We start from the raw sequence: 22,761 nt of genomic DNA on the forward strand, positions 1-22,761 counted from the left end.
ATGAGACTGACTGCGATTACGATCTTTTTTGTCCTTACCCTTGTTTCCTGTTCCGAAAAAAAAGTTGAAGTTGACGAACGACCCAATATCTTGTTCTGTATCGCGGACGATGCTTCCTTCCCCCATATGGGTGCGTACGGGACAAACTGGGTAAAGACCCCGGCATTCGATAGGGTGGCCAAGGAGGGCCTACTCTTCATGAACGCCTATACCCCGAACGCCAAATGCGCCCCCTCTCGCTCGGCAATTCTTACCGGACGCAATTCATGGCAACTGGAGGAAGCCGCCAATCATTGGAATACCTTTCCCCTTAAATTCAAAAGCTATGTTGAAGTACTGGGGGAAAATGGATATACTACAGGGTTTACGGGCAAGGGCTGGGGCCCGGGTAGGGCGACGTCCTCTGACGGTACTCCCCGTGAGCTTACCGGAAAGGCATTTAAGGATGTAACAACCAATCCGCCTACCACGAAAATCTCTGGAAACGATTATAGTGCAAACTTCAAGGCTTTTCTAGATAGTACCCCTACCAACGGCCCTTGGTGTTTTTGGTATGGAGGTTATGAACCCCATAGGGCCTATGAATATGGGACCGGCATCGGTAAGGGGAAAAAGGAACTGTCGGAGATCAAGGAAGTTCCTGCCTTTTGGCCAGATAACGAGACCGTCCGGACGGATATGTTGGATTACGCCTATGAAGTGGAATACTTCGACCTTCATCTGAAAAAAATAATCGCTACTTTGGAAGCTAACGACCAATTGGAAAATACGATTATTGTGGTCACTGCGGACAACGGAATGCCCTTTCCCCGTATAAAAGGTCAGGAATATGAACTTTCCAACCATTTGCCGTTGGCCATTATGTGGCCCAAAGGAATCAAGAATCCAGGAAGGACAGTCCAAGAGTATGTTAGTTTCATCGACTTTGCACCGACCTTTTTGGAAATCGCTGGACTGGAATGGGAGAAAACCCAAATGGCCCCTACTCCCGGCAAAAGCCTAACCGATGTTTTTAGCGATTCGCAAGACGAAAAGGTAGAAACAAACAGGGATTTTGTCGTTTTCGGGAAGGAACGCCACGATGTGGGCAGGCCCAACGATCAGGGGTATCCTATCCGTGGAATTGTAAAGGACAATTATTTGTACGTTAAAAATTTTGAGCCTACAAGGTGGCCTGCAGGAAACCCGGAAACGGGCTACCTCAACACGGATGGCTCTCCCACAAAAACGGTTATTTTGGATTTGCGACGAAGTGGGGAAAACACAGAATACTGGCAAATGAACTTTGGAAAACGGCCCGAGGAGGAACTCTATCAGATAGAGAACGACCCCCTGTGTATGGAAAATCTGGCCGATATGGATGAAATGAAACCCATAAAAGCGGAGCTTTCAGCACTATTGGTCACAATCTTGAAGGCCCAACAAGATCCACGAATTTTGGGAAATGGCGAAATTTTTGAAAATTATCCCTATATAGGTAAGGAAAGTAACTTCTACGAGCGATTCATGAACGGAGAGGAAATGGACACGGGTTGGGTCAATGACTCTGATTTCGAAAAGGACAAACTGGATTAGTACCCAATGAACTATGAGGAAATGTAATTTTACCTTGGTTCTAATATACGTCCTTATTTTTTTAGGATGTAAACAACACGGTGAAAAAACGGACGAAAAACTTCCAGCAACTTCAAAACCGAATATCGTCTATATTCTGGCCGATGACTTGGGTTACGGTGATTTAAGCATATACGGTCAGAAAAGATTCCGCACCCCGAATATCGATAAATTGGCGAAACAAGGCTTACTGTTTACGCAACATTATTCCGGAAGCACGGTCTGTGCACCTTCCAGATCTGCATTGATGACCGGGATGCATACCGGTCATACCCCAATACGAGGAAATAAAAGCAATGCGGAAGAGGGCCAGTTTCCTATAAAGGAGGAAGCTCTGACCGTGGCCGAAGTACTAAAACAAGCCGGGTATGCTACAGGTGCTTTTGGAAAATGGGGGCTTGGTTTTATTGGTACCGAGGGGGATCCCAATAAACAGGGCTTTGATCAATTCTATGGCTACAATTGCCAAGGGCAAGCACATCGTTATTATCCTACCCATTTATGGGACAATGATCAAAAAGTAGTTCTCGATGGTAACGATACCAAGAATACCGTACTTTACGCCCCCGATTTGATTCACAGGAAGGCCCTGGATTTCATCAAAAGTAATGCCGGGCGACCTTTCTTTTTGTATGTACCCTCCGTAATTCCACATGCAGAATTGATTGTGCCCAAAGATTCAATTTGGGAGACTTTTGAAAACACTTTTGAAGAAAAGCCCTGGGGAGAAAACAACAGCTCAGGTTCTAGATGGAAGGGAAACGATTATGGTTCGGACGACTACCACCCTAAAGGCTATGCCTCCCAAGAAAAGCCAAGAGCCACATTTGCGGCCATGGTATCCCGCCTGGATAGGCAAATAGGCGAAATAGTGCAACTCCTGGATCAGCTTGGAATTGCGGAAAACACTTTGGTCATCTTCACGAGTGACAATGGACCTCATATGGAAGGCGGGGCCGATCCGGATTTTTTCAATAGCTCAGGAATCGTCCGAGGGCGGAAAAGGGATTTATACGAGGGCGGTATCAGGGTACCCATGATAGCCAAATGGCACGGGACTATTGAACCGAACCGAAAGACCCATCACATATCGGCTTTTTGGGACATTCTGCCTACATTGGCAGAACTGGTAGGTGCGGAAATTCCAGAAAATATCGATGGTATTTCGATGATTCTAACACTAAAGAACACGAATGGGCAACAGAAACACAAGCATCTCTACTGGGAATTCCACGAACAAAATGGGAAACAGGCTGTGCGATTGAACGATTGGAAAGGAGTTCGATTGAACGTTTATGACAATCCCGATGCCCCCATAGAATTGTATGACCTGTCCAAGGACGTCAAGGAATTGCACAACGTTGCTGGGGAACATCCTGAAATTGTTTCGGAGATGGAAGCTTTAATGAAGTCTTCAAGAACGGACAATCCCGACTTTCCCTTTACTGGAAACTAGTTTTTTGAGTCAAGGGATATCGATTGCCGATACCCCGGTATGGGAAAGACTCATTCAAAAGTCTCTAAAAAGCTAGAATTTGGAGACCAGTGGCTTTTCAAGTTTTTTACGATATACCGTAGGCGTACATCCCTTTATGGCTTTAAAATGCCTGTTAAAATTGGAAAGATTTTCAAAACCGGATTCATAGGCTACCTGTGAAATATTATTGCTAGGTTCGGCCAGTAAGCGGCATGCATACCCTATCCGCAATTTTAGCAAATAGCTTTTGAACGGCATACGATACATCTTTTTAAAGGCCAGAAAAAACTGGGTATTGGACATATTGGCAATTTCCAATACATCCCGTAATTTGATGTCTTCCCTAAAGTTTTTCAAAATAAACTCCACGACATCCCGCATAGGGCCGCTTTCGGACATATGATCTGTTTCCCTAAAAACAGGACTACAGATAAACTCATACTCCTCCGTGGTGGCCAATATCTCAAATATGCCGAACAGGGAATAAAAGCGTTGTATGGGATTCATGTGTTGCATCCTTAAGACAATTTGGACAAGGCTTTCCTTGGTCTTTCCAAAGAATCTGCATCCCCTGGAAGCATGCGAAAAAAACGCTTTAAGTCCCCTATTTTCGGGTAGATCAAAGAATTGTTCCCCTATGAATTCCTCTAAGAATTGAATAACATATCCTTTTCCGGTGAACGTTCCATCGGCCTTGTTATAAGATGCATCACAACGCCAAACATGGGGCAGATACGATCCCAAAAAAACAAGGTCCCCCTCCTTGAATTCGCTAATGTTGTCTCCCACAATACGAACCCCGCTTCCCCTTTTAATGTATACCAGTTCGTACTCCGGATGATGGTGATATATGCTAAAGGCCTTTTCCTCTATATGATAAATAAATGATTGATTGGATTCTTTGAACAATCGGATCTCTGTCGTTTCCATTCCTACCCCTAATTTTGATTGATACTCTTCTTCAAGTTTTCCCTACAAAAACCCCTTTTTTCACAGCTAAATATAATTATTTGTATTAGATTATCGGTTTTTGATATTATTAAATTTGAAGGCATACGAATACATTTGAAAGAAAATCTCACAAAAAAGCCACGATAATTGAATTTTATTTGGCTTTTTCGGTAAATCTTAAAAAATATCACAAACCACGGATATCATGGACAAAGTAAAAATCACTCACCCCCAACGCGATCCCAATTTTGTAACCGGCGCGTACTCGGACGGAGTAGCCTATAACGGGATGCTATTTTTGAGTGGCCAGGCATCCGTAGATTTTGGGACGTCCCGATTTGTATTGGGAAGTATTGAAGAAGAGACCAAGCGAACATTGGATAATATAAAGGCCATTGTGGAAACGGCCGGTGGTACAATGGACGATGCCTTAAAAAGTACCGTGCATTTAAGGGACATCAACGATTTTGATAAATTCAATGCGGTGTACGCGACATATTTTACGGGTATAAAACCCGCCCGGACCACGGTACAATCCGTCTTGGGAGAGAACATTAAGGTTGAGATCGATATCATTTTCAAATTGCCGAACGGTCAATAATGATCAGTAGTGAGCCATATCATACTCAGGCCGTCCACACCATAGATTCCCCTGCCCTTTTCGTATTTCCGGATTTAATACATCGTAACATTCAAAACGCATGTAACCTGACAAAGGGCCAAAATACTGTTTTAAGGCCCCATGTGAAGACCGTGAAATGTTCGGAGGTAATAAAAATGGCATTGCAACAAGGTATAAGCCGTTTTAAAAGCAGTACTATTTCAGAGTCGGAGCTTTTGGCCATGGCAGGGGTTCATGACGTGTTGCTATGCTATCAGCTCTCAAAAGTAAAAGCCTTACGGTTCGATGCACTTCGAAAGATGTATCCGAAGACCATTTTTTCATCCCTCATCGACAATATGGATTCCGCCAGACTTTTGTCCGAACTATTCAAGGAACACCCCATGGATGTTTTTGTGGACATTAATTTAGGAATGGACCGTACTGGAATCTTACCTGAACAAACCTTGGATTTGATAAGGGCGTGTTCCGATTTGGAAGGACTCAATATCGCGGGATTACATGGCTATGATGGACATGTACACTCTCCCGATACGGATATCCGAAAGACCGAATCAAATCGGATATTTGGGCAAATGAAAAACTTAAGACAGGAGGTGCAGACCTATCTAAAAAGGAAGATCAAAGTGGTAATGGGCGGTTCCCCCTCGTTCGCATATTATGCCAAAAAGGATGAAATAGAATGTAGCCCTGGTACCATTTTCTTTTGGGATGCCGGTTATCGCTATAATTATCCGGAGCTACCCTTTGTTCCGGCCGCAGTTCTATTAACACGAATCGTGTCCATAGTAAATGAAAACTTACTGTGTTTTGACCTAGGCAGTAAGGCCGTTGCCGCGGATCCTCCACAGCCTAGGGTAGAAATCCTTGATTTGGAAAATCAAAGCATCGTTGGTCAGTATGAGGAGCATTTGGTCGTGGAAGTCCCGGACACATCCAAATATCGGGTGGGTCAACCTTTTTTTGCCATTCCCTATCACATATGTCCCACCGTAAACCTGTACGAAACATTGGAAGTAATACGGGAAGGCAATTTTGTAGACACTTGGACAGTACCTGCACGGAATAGAAAAATCATGGTTTGAGGATGAGAGGATCGGATATCAAATTAAACCATGCCAAGTCCGCCGAACTGCTAGAGCGATCTAAAAAAGTTTTGGCGGGCGGTGTTTCTTCCGAATTCCGGAAGTTCAATCATCCTCACGCTTTGTTTTACGACCGTGCAGAAGGTGTTTACCTATACGATGTAGACGGAAACCAGTATCTTGATTTTACCCTAAGTCAAGGTCCGATGATAGTGGGCCATTCCCATCCGCATATAGCAAAACGCGTTAGGGAATATAGTGAAAAAGGACAGCTTTATGCAGGTCAGCATGTATTGGAAATTGAGTTGGCCGAAAAATTGAATGCACATATTCCATCTGCCGAATTAATTCGTTTTTGCCTGGATGGTTCCACTGCGATACAAACCGCTTTCCGCGTGGCACGTGCAAAGACCGGACGCAACAAATTCATTCGTTTTGAAGGACATTACCACGGATGGTTGGATAATGTTTCCTGGGGCCTCACCTTGGATAGGGAAAAAATGGGGTCTCGCCCTAATCCTATCCCATTGGCCTGGACTTCGGGTATTGCGGAAGGGGCTCTAGATGAATTCATACTGTTGCCCTGGAACGATTTGGAATTGGTGAAAAAGACCCTAGAAATACATCATGATACTATTGCAGCCATAATTACGGAGCCTATCATGTGCAATAGTGGCTGCATACTTCCGGAGGAAGGCTTTTTGGAAGGTCTGAGGGAATTGTGCGATCACTATGGCTCGGCCTTGATCTTTGATGAAGTGATTACGGGTTTTCGTACGGGACTGGGCGGCGCCCAAAGATTTTTCGGCGTAACTCCGGACCTATCCATTTTTGCCAAGGCCTTGGCCAGTGGTTATCCTATTTCGGCGGTAGTCGGTAAAAAGGAATGGATGCACTTGGTTGCGGAGGGAAAAGTTATCCATGCAGGTACTATGAACTCGGCTTGTCCGCTTGTTGCGGCCGCGTTGGCAACTATTGAAATTTTGGAACAAGAAGGTACTTATGAACGTATTTACAGTCTTGGTCTTCAATTAATGGAGGGGCTTAGAGGAGCAGCTCAAGAAACTGGGCAAAACTTGTTGGTTCAAGGGTTGGGCCCAATGTTCCATACCGGTTTTACGAACATGGACAAAATCAAGGAATTTAGGGAACTCGGGACGTACGAGCAGCCAAAGTCCAAAATGTTTGTAAATGGCCTACAGCAGAGGGGCGTACGGGTCATAGGAAGGGGGTTGTGGTACATATCGGCCGTACATCGACAGGAGCACATTGAACATGCCATAAAAGTGGCAAAAGAAGTATTAGCGGAACTTAAATAACAACAAGGCGAAAGCATTCCGATATATTGTTGGGAAAATGACAAGCCCTCGTTTAATTTGGATAGTATGGAGTTAAATACGAATGCCAAAGTAGGTATCGTTGGCCTTGGCCTAATGGGAACCAGCATAGCTACAGCCTTGTTAATAAACGGTCAAAAAGTAATCGCATTGGAACCTATACCCTCCAACACCGACCAAAATACACCGAATCGCATATTGCGTGCCTTGGAGGAATGTTATAGGGAAGGGCTTAGTACGGTTCCGGCTGGAGATTTATTTAAAAAAATAAAGTTCACCTCGGATTATACAGACCTAAAACCCTGTTGGCTGGTCATGGAATGTGTCCTGGAAGATTTAAAGATAAAGCAGGAGGTCTATGGGAAAATAGAATCCAGTGTTCCGGATGAAGTGATTATTGCCACCAACACTTCGGCTATGCCCATAAGTATGTTGCAAAATTGTCTCAAGGTCCCGGAACGTTTTTTTGGGATGCATTGGGCAGAACCGGCGTATACCTCAAAATTTTTGGAAATTGTTTGTGGTGAAAAAAGCCCGTTGGAAGTAGGTGAACAACTGTATGCCGTTACCAAAAAATGGGGGAAGGAACCTACTTTGGTGCGCAAGGACATTCGCGGATTCATTACCAATCGGATAATGTACGCCATGTACCGTGAAGCGTTCCATTTAGTGGAAAATGGATACGCCACCATAGAGGATGTAGACCGTGCCTGTAAGAACGATGGCGGTCATTGGATGACCTTCTGTGGGCTTTTTCGTTATATGGACCTAACGGGACTACAGGCCTACCATTCCGTAATGAAAGATCTTTTTCCCGAACTCAGCAATCAAACCACGGTGCCCAAACTGATCAATGAAATCGCCAAAGAAGGCGGTAACGGAATTTTTAATGGAAAGGGGTTTTATGAATATACTTCGGAAGAGGCCAAAGCATGGGAGAGCACTTTTGAGAAATTTAAATTCGACATTAATCGTTTGTCCTCAACATATACGGATAAAACAAAGGATATTTCATCCCTTAAAACAAAGAAATGAGTTCCAAATCCAAATTCCCTTTTATCATAGACGGTCATTTGGATCTAGCCACCAATGCCATGTCCATGAACCGAGACCTTACACAAAAGGTTGAGGCCATCCGAAAAAAGGAGAAAGATCTCGGATGGACGGATTTTCAAGATCGGGGAAAAGGTACCGTGGCCCTGCCCGAACTTCGCCAGGGCAATATCGGCATAGTCATCACCACAATGATTTCCCGTTTTTCAGAAGTGGGTGACCCCTTGGATACCATGGCGTTGCCGGGGTGGCATTCACCGCAACAGGCCTATGCCCATGCACAATGCCAATTGGCCTGGTATCGGGAAATGGAGGAGTTGGGGGAAATGACCCAAATCAAAAGCCAAAAAGACTTAGAGAAACATCTGGACCTATGGAAGGATGAAAATCTTGATAAACCAAAAAGGCCCATTGGCTATCTTCTTGCGCTGGAAGGTGCGGATTCCATTGTAAACCTAGATTACCTATATCGCTATCACGAACAAGGATTGCGTTCCATAGGCATATCGCATTTTGGTCCGGGAAGATATGCGGCAGGTACCCATTCTGATGGTAGCGGACTTACTTCCCTGGGGAAAGAACTATTAAAAGAGATGAACACACTTAACCTGATGTTAGACCTCACGCACCAAACCGATAGGGGTTTTTACGAGGCATTGGATATTTTTCAAGGCCAGGTAATTGCAAGTCACCAAAATTGTAGGGTTTTGGTGCCTGGAGAACGTCAATATACGGATGACCAGATCAAATGTGTTCTTGAAAGGGATGGTATTATCGGAGGTTCTTTGGACGCTTGGATGTTACACCCTAATTTTAGGATGAACATAGATGACCCCAAGCAACTCGGCATTGATATGGAACGCCTCGTGAATCATTTTGACCATATCTGTCAAATAGCTGGAGATTGCCAGCATATTGGGTTTGGAACCGATCTCGATGGCCTATTCGGGTTGGAACAAACACCCTGTGATATGAACTCCATAGCGGATCTACACAAATTTGAAGGTATTCTTTCGAGGAGAGGGTATACTGAAATGGATATCGAAAACATCATGTATAAAAATTGGTTGCGAATCCTAAATACTGTCCTAAAATGAAAATACGAACGTACAGCCCGGCATTACTCCGGAAAGCCACATTAGCCCTTTTTATGGGCACCTTTTTACTTTTATCCTGTGAAACTATGACTAACACTAAAGATTCCAAAAACCCCGGTTTGCAAATTGGTTATGCAGAAGTAAACTATACACCCCGTGTAGGCCTAAATTTGGTAGGCAATTATCGGGGCAATGATTACGCTTCTCGCGGGATTCACGACTCATTATATGGCAAGGCCGTGGTTGCGAAAGGAAGTAACGGGGAAAAAATTGCCATCCTCTCCGTGGACATCTGTTATATCCCCAAGGAGTCCGTGGACATGATGCGCGAACATATAGCTTCAAATTCCGACATTAAGGCCGAAAATATCATGATCCACGCCACGCATACCCATAGTGGACCGGAGTCGGAGCTGGACTCACCGGAGGCCAGGGAATACCTTCAAAAAGCAGCGAACGCAATTCATGAGGCCAACAAGAATTTGGCACCTGCCCAACTTTTGGTAGGTCGCTCCAATGAAGCGCGTATTTCCCATAACAGACGATTAAAGGCGATAGATGGTACTACCCATATGGTCTGGGAGAAATTTGAACCCGGTTATATTGAAGCGGCGTTGGGCGGAAAGGATCCCGAAGTTATTACCTTAAGTATAGAGCAAGATGGGGAGGTGGTACATGGTATCGTCAATTTTGGATGCCATCCAACTACACTTACCGGAAATAATTGGCTTTATTCCGCGGATTATCCAGGCTATCTCACCGAGTCTATACAAAAAGTCAAGGGAAAGGATTTTGGTGTGCTTTTTTTGAACGCCCCAAACGGCAATGTTACCCAGGTAGATCATAAGGTAGGGTTTTTGGACACCTATCAGGAATGTCAACGTATCGGGTACTTATTGGGTGTGGCCGCTATGGAGGCCATGGGAAATGCCGAACCGGTTTCGGGGAATGGCAGTGTCAAGGTTTCAAGGGAGCAGGTTCCCCTGAAAAAAATGACCATTACCTACGAGCAATATGAGTGGGCAAAAAAAGTAATGAAGCGCGTGGAAAAGGAAGGTATGCCAGAGCTGCAACCGGATGGAATTCCCAACGAACTCTATGCCAAATGGTGGTTGGAGATGTACGATGTTCAAAATGAAATTGACGAACTTGAAGTCATGGTCATGCAAGTAGGCGAGGTGGCCATAGTAGCATTACCGGGTGAAATGTTCAATGAGTTTGGTATATACATAAAAAAGAACTCTCCCTATAAAAATACAATTGTCGTCGGTTTGGCCAACGGCAACTACAAATATTTCCCTACAAAGGTTTCCTTTAGTCAAGGCCCTGAAGGTTTTTTACCTATGATAACAGGTTATGAGACCACACCGGGCACAACTTCCTATGACATAGGCGCCGGGGAAAAATTGACGGAATCCGCCGTAAACCAACTAAAAAGGATGTATGGGTCTTGAGCGAGAAATGTTTGGAAACGAAAAAGTTACCATCGAATATCCAATTGCCCTGAAACGTACTCTAAATGGCCCTGAAAACTTCGGGCAAGTGGTACATTAGCCCTTTTGGTATTTTTTACGCGCGATCATGGACTTGTAATAGCGATGTAAAAAGTCGTAGCAAACCAATTCGTGCAAGCGATTTTTTGACTTGAACAGGCGATTCATATGCATATGGAGGTAGCTCGCCATTAAATCATCAAGCCTTATTTCCATAGTTCCGTTTTCAAAGAGATTTAGAATTTGTGAAGCAATGGGGCCGACCTCTTTTTCCTTAATGCCGATACAGTCCAATATTGGGGCATAATCCGGTTTATCGGCAACATTAAAAACCATGAATTCCTCAATTTTTTTTCGCTCTTCCCGATATTTTGAGTCGAGCTGCTTTTTTAAAGGTCGGGACATTCCGAATTCATTTCCAAATCCGGTTTTCAATCGATCCATGAGCCGCAGCTTATCATCGTCCGAATAACAAAAATCATTGAGGTGTGAGTCCATGGCACGGAGTGAGAACAACCAACGGATCATCTCTCCCTCTTCTCCTTCTATCAAGTCCAAAAAATCAACTATCATTTTGCTATCGTAATAGAAAAAAACTTCCGACAATTCCATGGTATGCTCACCATAACGTTCAATTTCCCTTTGATAAGTGTCCAGTTGAATTTTCCAAATAAGGTCTTGATCCATAAACTGCTTTAAAGGTGGATAAAGTCCATTTATGATCTCCCCAACCCTCTCGGTATTTGAATAATGCAAACGGACTCTGATGTGGTGTCTTGTATCCGAATATCTTATAAAAAACCATTTGTTGATAACGCCCTCCCCCTTTAGTTTTTCAACAACAGGTTTAATGATTTCGATAAGAACTACATCCGATGTCTTGTGGCCCGTATAAATCTTATAGTACAACCAACTGTCACCCAATATGTAATTTCTCTGTATCTTTTTTTGGTTTATCGCTATTGATGTCATAACCCAATTTTTCTTCATTAAAAAATGATACGATTACTTGATTGGTATAATATTCCGTTTTGTGTTTTACGATTCCCTCCTCCGCAAACAAGAATTCGGTGAGCTTAAAATCCGTTCTTTTCTCTACGGTATCCAAGAACATCCTAACGGAGGTCAGATTTTGAAAATTCACCAATAATTCGTTATCCCCATCGGCGAGCATAGCTAATTGCGGGATTTTTAGGGTTTCCCTAAAAGAGGCTACTTCCCTGGATAATTGCTCATCGTTGTCCCTTATTTTTAAAAGTGCCGTGATATGATTTTTCCGCAAGTGCCATGTAGCGTCCTGTAAAATCAGGTTATGGTATTCGATTCTTGGAAGAAACTCATAGTTTTCGGCAAATGGACTTAGGTTAATCCCTACCCCGCCCCTAGTTCCCTGGGTTTGTAGATCCGCCAAAAAATGATAAATAGGAAGGGAATTCCGGGAATAATTATGGGCGTTGGTCAAATGTGGAATTACCTGCTTTTTGTATTTTTTTGACCTCAGTAGTATTGTATTGTTTTTAATGGAGATCATCAAATCGTCGAGCATTAATTGAAATGCTTTTGATTTCACGGACTTGGCCAAATACGGGATTTCATACTCGCGGAAATCGGGACGCATTAAAATGTTACCTACCCTTGATTCGGGTAGATGCACGATTTCCGCTAGAATTTTATCCTCATTTATCTTGGTTTCCACTTGGATTATTTCCGTGGTGTAATCATAAAGTTCCTTGTCCCCATGACAAAAACGACCCAAAAGGTTGGCCGCACTAGAGCCCCCGCCACCGCTGAACTTAATTTTTTGCCTCCCGTTTTCAAGAACAATTTCCAACATACAGGACATTGTATCCGGTAAATCATCCCAATTGACCTCATACTCCTGGAAATCCATGTCATCCAATGTAATGGTATATGCATTTTCCCTAAAGGCCTTGTTGAGTTTCTTCTGAAATATGGAATTTATGACGGTCCATTTTATGTCAACAATCGATTGTCTGGAGTCCCTTTCGGGAAGAACAATTCCATCTACCAATGGATTTATGTCCCCCGAGCCTTGGTTTTGGACATATCCCAAACCTACTTCTACATCAAGGGCGGCCGCCAAAGGAACTTCACGTTCTTCATATCTTTCATAGAAAGCTTCCTTGAATTTGGAAAGAAACGTCTCTTGCGGGGGTATTGAAATCCTATTGAGAAGAATAAGTCCTTTTTTTACATCATTGATTACACTTTCGTTTAGGGTATTGGCCTTAATGCCCAATGCCACATCGGTCTGGAACATAAACTTAATATCAAAATCCGTCCCCAATTCCTTTAAGGATTTTGTTAGGTTAAGATATTCATCCGGATCATTGCCCATGGTAGAATCAATAAGGAGCATCCTTTTTTCCGCCCCCTGCAATGCACACAATACATCTTTGGCATTATCCAGCTTTTCGAGTACGGAACAAATCTGTGTTAAAAACTCAGGTCCGGAAACGGAAGGTTCCAACTCGCTGATCAGTAATTGACTGTCTACCAGTTCTTCTATATAGGAAGATGCTTCTTGGATGGTAATTTCATCACTTACCAAAACATTGGCCAAATCGAGAAGCAATGCACCTTTGTCCGCTTTGGCCAGTACAATATCAAGATACTCCGTATCATCTACGGCTACAACGTTGTGGTATCTTTTACTGTTGATGTATTCATATTCTACATACCGCAACTGTTTTCCAGCTTTATAAATACTGGTATTGGGAAAAAAAAGAAGTTGATGCTTTATTTCGGGCCTTTTCACTAAATCCTGTGAAAGTGCTACCAGATAGTTCATGTCCAATCTTGTATGCCTGCGGTTTTTATACACCTCTTTTAAGACAATATCCGTTTGGGTATCAAACCTTCCTACGGAACATCCGGCAAACAGACCGAACGGCGTACACCTTGAGGACATTCTTGTAAGATATTTGAGCATGGAAAATTTGAGTTTCTCTATCTTTTTTTTGTCCGTTAGTTCCCCATCCACCCATCTGGCAATTTCCGTGGATAGTGAAGGTGATGCCAGGAATAGGGCCTCCTTGATTATAGGGTCGTGGAAGGCCTCTTTAAAAGTCTCATCGGAGATGGTTTTTTTTGAGGTTAGGGCCTTATACCAATCCATGGACAATAAAGGAGTCCGCAACACATAGTTGTAAAAGCTTTTATAGGGGTTACTTTCGGCCATATTGGGGTCAACTTATCATTAAACACTCATCCCAGGTAGTTTCAAAATCCGCCAAATAATCAATGATGACCAATCCCATTCCCGAAATTCCTTCCAACAGGGAAATCCCTACTATCCATTCATTTACGTCCCTCCATTGCTTATAACCGGCATAACCGTCTTCATGTATCGCTTTGTTTATTCCGTCCTGAATCCAGAATTCCAGGGCCTCCCTAAACACTGGAATTTTAGTTTCTTTATAAATCCGGGAAAAGATCTGGGCAATTCCGTATGACCCATGGCAAACTATGGCATCCTTGACCAAGCTCCTATCCGGTGAGGTTCGCTTTGCGGCGTGTTTAAGAATAGAGAGCGATTCTTTTTGCAGTTCTTCATCTCTCAAAACCTTTGAGGCGTAGAACAATTGTAATCCAATACCCAATTCTCCATAACACCATCCCAATCTGCTATTACCGCCGGTTTCCCCGTTGACCTGTACATGATTTGGAAAAAGGGAGAATGAGCTATTTTCCTTTTTAAAACCGATGATATAACCAACGGCTCCCCTAAGCATAGTTTTGGCAATCAATTTAAACTCTTCATGGTGTGATAATTTGACCAAAATCCCAACAATACCCGAAATTCCATGGGACAAACCAAGATTATAGCTTTTTTCTTGGCTACGTGGATGTACGGAAATCCACTTTAAGTTGGTATCCCTATCCTTTTCTGACAATTCGTCCAGAAAAGAGATAAACTCCAAAAGATAGGTTTTATATCTTTTTTTTAGTTTTCCCGATTTCGTGCTTTTATATCGATTCAGAAAATACAGCGCATAACCGGTCGCCCCGTGCAAAAAATCATAATTTCCATTTTTCATATCGGAGAGCATGGCTGCATGCAGATACTTGTCCAATTGCGATAAAAGACTGTCCGTTTCGACTTCCATGAGATTTGCCCTTTCCAAATGGTCCAAAACCCATCCGGCACCAGCAATTCCATCACAAAATGTAGGATAGCCATAACCCTGATCTACTTTTTCGATTACATTGGAAAGTATTTCCACACCGAAATCGGCATTGGAGTTGACATCCAGATACTTGGAGTAGTAAAATTGAAATAAGGAAACACCGGATAATCCTACAAGAACCCCCACGTTTTCTTCCTCTAGATAATGCCGTCTAATACTAGTATCGATTTCCTTTAGATTTTCTTCTAATTTCTTTTTGTCCATAGCACAATTTTTTGTTCCAAAAAATACACTGTCCCGTATACCACGATTTTAGGGTTTAGCATAGCGAATTTTAATTTTGACCAAGAATCAAAGTCGATCGCATACCATGAAAATCCTAAAACTTAAACCTTTCGTTGAAGTTTTCATAGAGGCACAATAGAAAAACCATCAGTAAAAGTTTGTGACTGATGGTTAAGTGAAAGAAGTTAATTCTTTAAAATTATTTTTAGCAACAGGAGATAACAACCGAAGCCCCCGAAGTACAATTCCCATTAGTGGTGTCGGTAGGGCAACCATCAGTACAAGTAAGGCCGTATCCAGTGGCCAAGGCTCCACCAGTAATCGATTGTGAGGTCAAATTGGAAATCTTCTTTTTGCTTAGGGAAAGCTTCCCTGAAAACTTTGCTTTTTTCATGATAAATATTTAAAGATTAATACTTATTAAATGTAAGAAAATATTTATAAAATAAAGATTCTAATCTGTTAAAAAAGTAACGTTTCCTGAAAAGCCAAACTACTTGCCATGAAAAAAACATCAATAAAGGTATAAACGGATGGGCAAACCAAAACTCCTATCCATCTGTCCCTAGCAACAGGAATTATCAACCAAAGTCCCTGAGGTACAATTACCATTGGTAGTTCCGATCGGACAACCTACGGAACAACTGAATATAACTTTAATACCCCTACTCCCTGTATATTTTTATGTACGGTAAAGTCGTTTGACAATAGTGTTGATTTGTTTCGAATTTTCCATCAAAAAATCCCATATTATATGATCCGTTATGCTTTTGTTTAGGGTTATGTCTGTTTTAAAATCACAAAAGAAAAACCACCAGAAGAGATACAACTGATGGTTAAGATTCGAAATGATAATCCTCGTTAACAACAAGATATCGCTGCCGAAGTCCCCGATGTACAATCGGCATTTGTAGTTTCTGTTGGACAATTCCAGGAACAACTATTCACATTACTAGTGGGACAGAAGGAACTTGGACATACCCCCGCTCCTCCAGTAATCGCTTGTGAATTCAAACTGGAAATCCGTTTTTTGCTTAGGGAAAGTTTCCCTGAAAACTTTGTTTTTTTCATGACAAGTTTATTAAAGGTTAATACTTACTACTAAAGTAAGAAAAAAGTTACAAACCTAATTTGTCTTTTTTGTTAATTATTTAATTTGTTTCATACTTCATATTCGCCAATTCGGACAGAACCTGTTTCGTTGTGAATCGTTCAAAAACTTTGAACAAGCCTTGGAAAAATGGCCAATACTCATTGAGGTTGTATTATTTTGGCAAATTGCGAGGGCGTACCGCTCTACCAACAAAATCGTATTGAGATTGAAATCATTTTTACTCCTCACTTTGATGCATTCCTATTAGTTTATATCGAAAACCGTTTGGAAATCTTTTTTCCATAGTTCGGTATAGTTAATTTTGGGCTAGTCACTTCTTCAAAGGTTTCCCCTTTTCTCCCCAATGGCTTTTCTAATATTGGGCCATTACGATAAATTTTTATCAAGCTCTCGTCACTTCCTTTTTTTCGCCATCAGGGGATACTACATTCAAGGGTTTCATCTGCTCCTTCCAAATATGCACTATATTTATCATTCTGAATTTAGATTCCATCTGTTGTCACTATGAATAAAAAAAAATATACCATTAAGGATATCGCCCAGTTCGCAGGGGTCTCCAAGGGTACTGTTGATAGGGTACTTCACAAACGCGGTCGGGTTTCCAAGGATGCCTATCAAAGAGTGGATCGGGTATTAAAAAAAATCGATTACAGGCCCAATCCCATAGCACGGAACCTTAAAATCAACAAGACCTACAAAATTTGCGTACTAATACCTGACTTTGAAATAGACCCGTATTGGCTTCCGGCCATGGAAGGCGTTCGTATTGCGGCAAAGGAATTTGGCCCTTTTGGAGTGGCAGTGGAGGAATATCCATATCACCCGAATAAGACGACTCATTTTGTGGAGCAGTCAAATGTCGCAATCGATTCTAACCCCGATGCCCTGTTGATGGTTCCGATTTTTCACAGGGAATCGCTCAAGGTATTTCAGAACTGTAGGCAAAAAGGAATATTCCTGGCATCTTTTAACAATCATATCGATTCTTTAAGTATAGAAAATTTTATTGGCCAGGATTTGGTCCAAAGTGGCAGGGTAGCTGCGAACCTAATTGACAAGGTCACCGCCAGGGACACGCATATTGCCATTATGCATATTGACGAGGAACTGCATATGCGGCAAAAGGAAATCGGCTTCAGGGATTACTTCAAGGAGAAAAAACGCAATACGAAAAAGATAATTACCTATAATCTTAAAACGGACGATCCGGATCGCTTCAAAACCGGGTTTACCTTATTCTTGGAAAGCCACCCATGGATAACCGGCTTTTTTGTGACCAATTCCAAAGCTCATTTGCTAATAGAGTTTCTTAGGACCGATGGGAGAAATTTCACAATGGTCGGATACGATCTTTTGGAACAAAACTTGAAGCATCTTCGCAAAGGAAAGATAGATTTTCTTATTCATCAAAAACCTAAAAGGCAAGCCTATCTTGGGGTGGGATATTTGGCAGAATATTTTCTATTTGAAAAAGAAATGCCCTCTCAGGAATTGTTGCCGATAGATATTGTAACTGCGGAAAACGTAAAATACTATATAAATTGATAGGTTAGGTATACTGTAATGCCTCTTCTTGCATTCCAAAAAATATATTTAACGAATAAATCCAATGCAAATCGTTTCACTTATATACTCTGGTTTCAAAGCCGGTTTAACGAGAATTTTCGGCGGTGTGTTCGAGCACATTTTTTCTTGGACAACTTGTTTTATAGAAAAAATAGTTTAAATTCACATATTATAATAAAATGTTAAACTAACTACATTATCAAAAAACTAACATTATGACTAGAAAATTGATTGTATTTCTGGTGCTGGTATTAGGGACATATCCTCTACTTGCACAGAACAAAACCGTTTCAGGAACGGTAACCGATGCCGCCGATGGGTCACCTTTGCCCGGGGTAAACGTCCTGGTTCAGGGAACCACGAATGGGACACAAACTGATTTTGACGGTAACTATACTATAGAGGTCGCCGAAGGAAATGTTTTGGTTTTTTCTTACATAGGAATGAGAACCCAAAGTATCACTGTTGGTGCTTCCAATACCGTTGATGTTCAAATGGTCATTGATGAAAACCAATTAGACGAGGTCGTGGTAACGGCATTGGGTCTAAAACGACAGAAAAAATCCTTGACCTATGCCACACAAAACGTTGAAATCGATGCTATCGATGAGGCCAGACCGGAACAAAACCTAGTCAACTCTTTACAAGGTAAGGTAGCCGGGCTCTCAATTCAAAGAGCGGGTACCGGGGTAAGCGGTTCCTCAAAAGTAGTTTTACGGGGTAACCGTTCGTTTGCCGGTAGTAGCCAGGTATTATATATAGTGGATGGTGTTCCATTGGGAGGCGATATCAGCAACCTTTCACCTGACGACATTGCCTCTATAAGTGTTTTGAAGGGTGCAAATGCCGCGGCGATTTATGGCGCCAGGGCGAACAATGGAGCTATTATAGTAACTACCAAATCCGGGGTAAGCGGAAGAACTACAGTTGATTATGCCGCTACGGTAACCACTGAACTTGCTAATGTCCTTTTTGATTTCCAAAACGAGTATGGCCAAGGTAGTGGCGGGAATTATATCGCGAGTTCGGTAAATTCTTGGGGGCCTCGTTTTGATTCGGCAAGCGAGCAGGTAAACTGGTCTCCCAGCCCGGACATCAACCAGCCTATCCCCTACAGTCCCCAATCGGACAACGTCAATGACTTTTTCCAGACAGGAATAAGTATTACCAATACCCTATCCATTACGTCCGGAGGCGAAAAGACCAGGACATTTTTTAACTATACCCACGATGATCGCAAGGGTATTGTTCCAGGCAACGAGCTCTCCAGGCATAATGTTAGTGTTAAGGTGGACAATTCGTTCCTTGATGATAAGCTACAGCTAAGTTCACGGATCAACTATATCCGTTCCGATATTGATAACGAATTGCGGACAGGTGAAAATTTCGCCAACCCGTTGCGTCACGCCTATCGTTTGCCCAGGAGTATTCGAACACAGGATGCCGAGGTATTTGAGTATATAGAGGAAGGTACGGGTGCACTTCGTCAAAATTATTGGAAACCCTTGGATAACGGGGGGGCCAATCCGTATTGGACTATCAATAGGAACCTAAGGGAAAGAGAAGTTAACAGGGTTATCGGGTATGCTTCCCTTACCTATAACATATTGCCCAATTTAAGTCTATTGGTACGTACGGCAGTGGATCAGCAAAGCTCTGCGGATATTGCCACCTTTGCCAATGATACCTATATCATAGCGCAAAATGGGGACTATGAAAAGGGATATAACAGATACACGGAGTGGAATACGGATTTCTTATTGAGTTACAATAAGGAAATTAATGAGGATTTTGCCTTTAACATTAGTTTGGGTGGTAACGACCGGCAAAATACTACGGAAAGGACCAATACCGATAACCGTGGACTGAACGCCCCCAATATTTTTACGATTGCCAATGCCCAACAACTTCTGGTAACGGAAGACTTTACCGATCTAAATGTACAATCATTGTATACTTTAGGACAAGTATCCTATAAAGATGCCTTGTTTTTAGATCTAACGTATCGTAGTGATTGGAGTTCCACGCTACCTTTGGACAATAATCGTTTTGACTATTACTCGGCAGGTGTGAGCGCCGCAATATCCGATTTGGTGACCTTGCCTAGTTTTATCTCGTTCCTTAAGGTTAGGGGCTCCTACGCAGAGGTAGGTAACGATACCGATCCATATGCCATTCAACGTAATGCCGCTATAGAGGCCGGTGGTTTTATTGATACGGACGATACACTACCCAACGAAAATCTTCGCCCGGAACAGACCAGATCTTTGGAAGCTGGATTTGATCTACGTTTGTTAGATAATCGTTTGGGGATTGACTTTACTTATTATAAAACCAACAGTGTTGATCAGTTATTCCGTCAAAATGTACCCTTCGCTTCCGGTGTAAGTAATAGATTTGTCAATGGTGGTGATGTTGAAAACCGAGGGGTTGAGGTTATATTGACGGCCAATCCGGTTCGTACCGCGGATTTCAACTGGAATATCACGGCCAACTTTACCAGGAACGTGGGTGAGGTAATAGCATTGAACGATGATTTGGAAACCTTGGACTTTGGTGGTGATTTCATTAGAAGGTTCCGATTGGACGTAGGCGATACTTGGGGAAATGTATACTCCAGAGGTTGGGAAAGGGATGATCAAGGAAGAGCATTGGTGGATGATAACGGTCTCCCCATAACCACCGGAGGTGCCACAGTGATCATTGGAAACTTTAACCCGGATTGGCTCGGCGGTATCGGAAACAGTTTTAGCTATAAGAACATAGATTTCAGTTTCCTTATCGATATCAGACAGGGAGGTTCCCTGGTTTCCTTCACCGATGCCAACCTCTCCGGTGACGGAGCCTTGGCAAAAACCGCGATAGGCAGGGAAAACGGTGTAGTTTTTGGCCAGGATGTATTTTCCGGTCTTACCGCAGTTAGGGCGTCGGATGGAGCCCCGAATGATATCGCGGTAGACCCCGAAGTATTCTGGAATTCTATTGGTGGTAGGAACGCCCCAATAGGTGAGGCTTTTGCACAGGATGCTTCCAATGTCCGTATGCGTGAAATGACCTTGGGGTATACCTTTAACAAAAAACTTCTGGACAAGACCTTTTTACGAAGGGCGAAGATATCCTTGGTAGGGCGAAATCTATTCTTCTTTTCCAATAAGGCCAATGTAGACCCGGAAATAGTTACCACAGCGACAAGAAACCCATCTACCGCGAATAATGAAGAGGCCAGTACGGATGGTTTTGAATCCTTTGCACAACCGTCATCCAGGACTATCGGATTTAACCTACAACTTGGATTTTAAAAAAAATTGTACTTTTAAAAGAAAAAAATATGAAAAATGTAATTTTTAAATTAAGTGTATTCTTCGTAGCTGTCCTAATTCTGGGCAGTTGCACGGATAATTTTGAAGAAACGAATACCGACCCGTTGGGCTTGGACTTCGGTAGATTGGAGGAAGATCCGCTGTTACAGGGGCAGCTTTTTTCAAAGGCCCAGTATCAAGCTTTTCATTCCAATTTTCAGATAGGACAGAATTTATCCGGTGATTTATGGACGCAATATTTTGCCACCACACAATCCCGGTTCGAGTCGGATCGCTATTCCATGAACCTCAACTGGATCAATGCGCAATGGAGAGCGCATTACCAAAACGAGCTAAAACAGACCAGACAGGTTATGGATTTTACGGAGGCCAATGGAAATGTAGTAGGGAACGCCATGGCCAAAATTTGGTGGGTGCATTCCTTTCAACGGATGACCGATTATTTTGGACCCATGCCCTATTCTCAGTTTGGCAATCTGGAATTATCGGTTCCTTATGATTCCCAAGAATTTATCTATTCCGATTTCTTTGTGAAACTGGATGAGGCCGTTGCTGTACTCAGGGCCAATGCCGGAAGTGTTGCCTTCCCTGGGAGTGATCGTTTGTATGGCGGTAGTGCCGAAGGCTGGGAAAAATTTGCCAATAGTTTAAGATTACGTGTAGCCATGCGTATTCGGTATGCCGATCCAGCCAAAGCCCAGGCCGAAGCTGAAAAGGCGGTGACCGATGGTGTATTCTTGGAAAACAGCGAAGGAGCCTATGTAGCTACCGATGATGAACGTAGAAACCAATTCGAAACTATTACGGATTGGGGCGAATTTCGTATGAGTGCCTTGGCGGAGAGCATTTTGGAAGGTTATGATGACCCTAGGCTACCCGTTATGTACGCACCTGCCGTTGATGGGGATTCTGATGGTGACGGAAGCCCTTATGAAGGTTTACTGAATGGTCAATCCGTGGTAGCATTGGAAGCAGGTGTAAATGCTTTATTTTCCGATATGGCTACCAAGTGGATCGATGTGGCCCTAGGCGGTGAAAACCCTCCCTATACCACGTTAAATACTGCAGAGGTTTATTTTTTAAGGGCCGAAGGGGCAACCTTGGGCTGGAACATGGGAGGTACCGCCCAAGAGTTGTATGAAGAAGGCATTCGAAAATCGATGACCGAATTGATCAATGCCGATGCAGCAGCTATCGAGACCTATATTACCAGTACAAATACCCCGATCCCTTACGAGGCTGGTGCAGAACCCTCCAGTGATATTCCGGTGGCCTGGATCGATGGAGACCCAGAAAGACAATTGGAACAAATTATTACCCAAAAATGGATATCCAATTATCCGAACGGGTATGAATCTTGGGCCGAATTAAGAAGAACGGGGTATCCCAGACAGTATGCTCGTTTATTTTCGGATAACCCAAATGTAGGTCCAGATGAAATACTAAGAAGGGGAGTTTACCCACCAGAAACATTCGACCGAAATGGAGCGGAGACCCAGAGGGCAATCGATGAGTTCCTTGGTGGGGAAAATACTGCCGGTACCAGGTTGTGGTGGGACAAGAAATAGTTTTTTTTTCATATCTCATGAAATTTTT

General features: G+C 42.8%; 17 protein-coding genes. 11 read left to right on the plus strand and 6 right to left on the minus strand.

The features are described 5' to 3' along the window. Together ACO06Y_RS18310 and ACO06Y_RS18315 are read left to right on the plus strand one after the other, a co-directional pair. A complete protein-coding gene (locus ACO06Y_RS18310; protein ID WP_422080464.1) occupies nucleotides 1–1,575 on the plus strand; it encodes a sulfatase in 1,575 nt (524 codons plus the stop codon). A 13-nt stretch (nucleotides 1,576–1,588) separates the two neighbouring features. Continuing rightward, the gene (locus ACO06Y_RS18315) at nucleotides 1,589–3,070 is read left to right on the plus strand and encodes an arylsulfatase (RefSeq protein ID WP_422080465.1); all 1,482 of its coding nucleotides are present in this window, start codon (nucleotides 1,589–1,591) and stop codon (nucleotides 3,068–3,070) included. A 72-nt stretch (nucleotides 3,071–3,142) separates the two neighbouring features. On the opposite strand, the gene ACO06Y_RS18320 is transcribed toward ACO06Y_RS18315, so the two are convergent. Beyond that, entirely contained in the window at nucleotides 3,143–4,021 is an 879-nt protein-coding gene (locus ACO06Y_RS18320) for an AraC family transcriptional regulator (protein WP_422080466.1), read from the minus strand. Between the two features lie 226 nt (nucleotides 4,022–4,247). Between ACO06Y_RS18320 and ACO06Y_RS18325 the strand changes: the two genes are divergently transcribed. From ACO06Y_RS18325 to ACO06Y_RS18350, 6 genes are all read left to right on the plus strand, one after another. Beyond that, nucleotides 4,248–4,643: a RidA family protein gene (locus ACO06Y_RS18325; RefSeq protein ID WP_422080467.1), complete on the plus strand. Its 396-nt coding sequence runs from the start codon at nucleotides 4,248–4,250 to the stop codon at nucleotides 4,641–4,643. Next, nucleotides 4,643–5,749 (plus strand): alanine racemase, encoded by a 1,107-nt coding sequence (locus ACO06Y_RS18330; protein ID WP_422080469.1) that lies wholly within the window; start codon nucleotides 4,643–4,645, stop codon nucleotides 5,747–5,749. Before ACO06Y_RS18325 ends, ACO06Y_RS18330 begins: the two co-directional genes overlap by 1 nt. Nucleotides 5,750–5,751: 2 nt before the next feature. Continuing rightward, nucleotides 5,752–7,068, plus strand: coding sequence for an aspartate aminotransferase family protein (locus ACO06Y_RS18335; protein ID WP_422080471.1), 1,317 nt, complete (start codon nucleotides 5,752–5,754; stop codon nucleotides 7,066–7,068). Nucleotides 7,069–7,134: 66 nt separating this feature from the next. Next, on the plus strand, nucleotides 7,135–8,121 hold the full coding sequence (locus ACO06Y_RS18340) for a 3-hydroxyacyl-CoA dehydrogenase family protein (protein ID WP_422080473.1): 987 nt from the start codon (nucleotides 7,135–7,137) through the stop codon (nucleotides 8,119–8,121). Beyond that, nucleotides 8,118–9,236: a dipeptidase gene (locus ACO06Y_RS18345; protein WP_422080475.1), complete on the plus strand. Its 1,119-nt coding sequence runs from the start codon at nucleotides 8,118–8,120 to the stop codon at nucleotides 9,234–9,236. The genes ACO06Y_RS18340 and ACO06Y_RS18345 overlap by 4 nt, the downstream gene beginning before the upstream one ends. Continuing rightward, complete coding sequence (locus tag ACO06Y_RS18350) at nucleotides 9,233–10,690, plus strand: neutral/alkaline non-lysosomal ceramidase N-terminal domain-containing protein (protein WP_422080477.1); 1,458 nt, start codon at nucleotides 9,233–9,235, stop codon at nucleotides 10,688–10,690. The genes ACO06Y_RS18345 and ACO06Y_RS18350 overlap by 4 nt, the downstream gene beginning before the upstream one ends. 96 nt (nucleotides 10,691–10,786) lie before the next feature. Here the strand turns inward: ACO06Y_RS18350 and ACO06Y_RS18355 are convergent, their stop codons facing one another. The 5 genes from ACO06Y_RS18355 to ACO06Y_RS18375 all read right to left on the minus strand — a co-directional run bounded on the left by ACO06Y_RS18355 (nucleotide 10,787) and on the right by ACO06Y_RS18375 (nucleotide 16,236). Then, nucleotides 10,787–11,701, minus strand: coding sequence for a thiopeptide-type bacteriocin biosynthesis protein (locus ACO06Y_RS18355; RefSeq protein WP_422080479.1), 915 nt, complete (start codon nucleotides 11,699–11,701; stop codon nucleotides 10,787–10,789). After that, nucleotides 11,646–13,931 (minus strand): lantibiotic dehydratase family protein, encoded by a 2,286-nt coding sequence (locus tag ACO06Y_RS18360; protein WP_422080481.1) that lies wholly within the window; start codon nucleotides 13,929–13,931, stop codon nucleotides 11,646–11,648. Before ACO06Y_RS18360 ends, ACO06Y_RS18355 begins: the two co-directional genes overlap by 56 nt. 7 nt (nucleotides 13,932–13,938) lie before the next feature. Continuing rightward, nucleotides 13,939–15,144 carry a lanthionine synthetase C family protein gene (locus ACO06Y_RS18365; RefSeq protein ID WP_422080483.1) on the minus strand — a complete coding sequence of 402 codons (1,206 nt, stop codon included), beginning with the start codon at nucleotides 15,142–15,144 and terminating at the stop codon, nucleotides 13,939–13,941. Between the two features lie 226 nt (nucleotides 15,145–15,370). Next, nucleotides 15,371–15,559 carry a class I lanthipeptide gene (locus ACO06Y_RS18370; protein WP_422080485.1) on the minus strand — a complete coding sequence of 63 codons (189 nt, stop codon included), beginning with the start codon at nucleotides 15,557–15,559 and terminating at the stop codon, nucleotides 15,371–15,373. 467 nt (nucleotides 15,560–16,026) lie between these two features. Then, nucleotides 16,027–16,236: a class I lanthipeptide gene (locus ACO06Y_RS18375; RefSeq protein WP_422080487.1), complete on the minus strand. Its 210-nt coding sequence runs from the start codon at nucleotides 16,234–16,236 to the stop codon at nucleotides 16,027–16,029. Between the two features lie 547 nt (nucleotides 16,237–16,783). Here ACO06Y_RS18375 and ACO06Y_RS18380 point away from each other — a divergent pair. The 3 genes from ACO06Y_RS18380 to ACO06Y_RS18390 all read left to right on the plus strand — a co-directional run bounded on the left by ACO06Y_RS18380 (nucleotide 16,784) and on the right by ACO06Y_RS18390 (nucleotide 22,733). Beyond that, a complete protein-coding gene (locus tag ACO06Y_RS18380) occupies nucleotides 16,784–17,824 on the plus strand; it encodes a substrate-binding domain-containing protein (RefSeq protein WP_422080489.1) in 1,041 nt (346 codons plus the stop codon). Between the two features lie 236 nt (nucleotides 17,825–18,060). Beyond that, a complete protein-coding gene (locus ACO06Y_RS18385) occupies nucleotides 18,061–21,144 on the plus strand; it encodes a SusC/RagA family TonB-linked outer membrane protein (RefSeq protein ID WP_422080491.1) in 3,084 nt (1,027 codons plus the stop codon). Between the two features lie 29 nt (nucleotides 21,145–21,173). Further along, on the plus strand, nucleotides 21,174–22,733 hold the full coding sequence (locus ACO06Y_RS18390) for a SusD/RagB family nutrient-binding outer membrane lipoprotein (protein ID WP_422080492.1): 1,560 nt from the start codon (nucleotides 21,174–21,176) through the stop codon (nucleotides 22,731–22,733). Nucleotides 22,734–22,761: the final 28 nt, after the last annotated feature.

The organism is Ulvibacterium sp., from assembly GCF_965228935.1.
Taxonomy (GTDB): domain Bacteria; phylum Bacteroidota; class Bacteroidia; order Flavobacteriales; family Flavobacteriaceae; genus Ulvibacterium.

Excerpts from the sequence above, each read along its gene's own strand:
- ACO06Y_RS18310 (WP_422080464.1), top strand. The coding sequence starts at position 1 with ATGAGACTGACTGCGATTACGATCTTTTTTGTCCTTACCCTTGTTTCC.
- ACO06Y_RS18315 (WP_422080465.1), top strand. The coding sequence starts at position 1,589 with ATGAGGAAATGTAATTTTACCTTGGTTCTAATATACGTCCTTATTTTT.
- ACO06Y_RS18320 (WP_422080466.1), bottom strand. The coding sequence starts at position 4,021 with ATGGAAACGACAGAGATCCGATTGTTCAAAGAATCCAATCAATCATTT.
- ACO06Y_RS18325 (WP_422080467.1), top strand. The coding sequence starts at position 4,248 with ATGGACAAAGTAAAAATCACTCACCCCCAACGCGATCCCAATTTTGTA.
- ACO06Y_RS18330 (WP_422080469.1), top strand. The coding sequence starts at position 4,643 with ATGATCAGTAGTGAGCCATATCATACTCAGGCCGTCCACACCATAGAT.
- ACO06Y_RS18335 (WP_422080471.1), top strand. The coding sequence starts at position 5,752 with ATGAGAGGATCGGATATCAAATTAAACCATGCCAAGTCCGCCGAACTG.
- ACO06Y_RS18340 (WP_422080473.1), top strand. The coding sequence starts at position 7,135 with ATGGAGTTAAATACGAATGCCAAAGTAGGTATCGTTGGCCTTGGCCTA.
- ACO06Y_RS18345 (WP_422080475.1), top strand. The coding sequence starts at position 8,118 with ATGAGTTCCAAATCCAAATTCCCTTTTATCATAGACGGTCATTTGGAT.
- ACO06Y_RS18350 (WP_422080477.1), top strand. The coding sequence starts at position 9,233 with ATGAAAATACGAACGTACAGCCCGGCATTACTCCGGAAAGCCACATTA.
- ACO06Y_RS18355 (WP_422080479.1), bottom strand. The coding sequence starts at position 11,701 with ATGACATCAATAGCGATAAACCAAAAAAAGATACAGAGAAATTACATA.
- ACO06Y_RS18360 (WP_422080481.1), bottom strand. The coding sequence starts at position 13,931 with ATGGCCGAAAGTAACCCCTATAAAAGCTTTTACAACTATGTGTTGCGG.
- ACO06Y_RS18365 (WP_422080483.1), bottom strand. The coding sequence starts at position 15,144 with ATGGACAAAAAGAAATTAGAAGAAAATCTAAAGGAAATCGATACTAGT.
- ACO06Y_RS18370 (WP_422080485.1), bottom strand. The coding sequence starts at position 15,559 with ATGAAAAAAGCAAAGTTTTCAGGGAAGCTTTCCCTAAGCAAAAAGAAG.
- ACO06Y_RS18375 (WP_422080487.1), bottom strand. The coding sequence starts at position 16,236 with ATGAAAAAAACAAAGTTTTCAGGGAAACTTTCCCTAAGCAAAAAACGG.
- ACO06Y_RS18380 (WP_422080489.1), top strand. The coding sequence starts at position 16,784 with ATGAATAAAAAAAAATATACCATTAAGGATATCGCCCAGTTCGCAGGG.
- ACO06Y_RS18385 (WP_422080491.1), top strand. The coding sequence starts at position 18,061 with ATGACTAGAAAATTGATTGTATTTCTGGTGCTGGTATTAGGGACATAT.
- ACO06Y_RS18390 (WP_422080492.1), top strand. The coding sequence starts at position 21,174 with ATGAAAAATGTAATTTTTAAATTAAGTGTATTCTTCGTAGCTGTCCTA.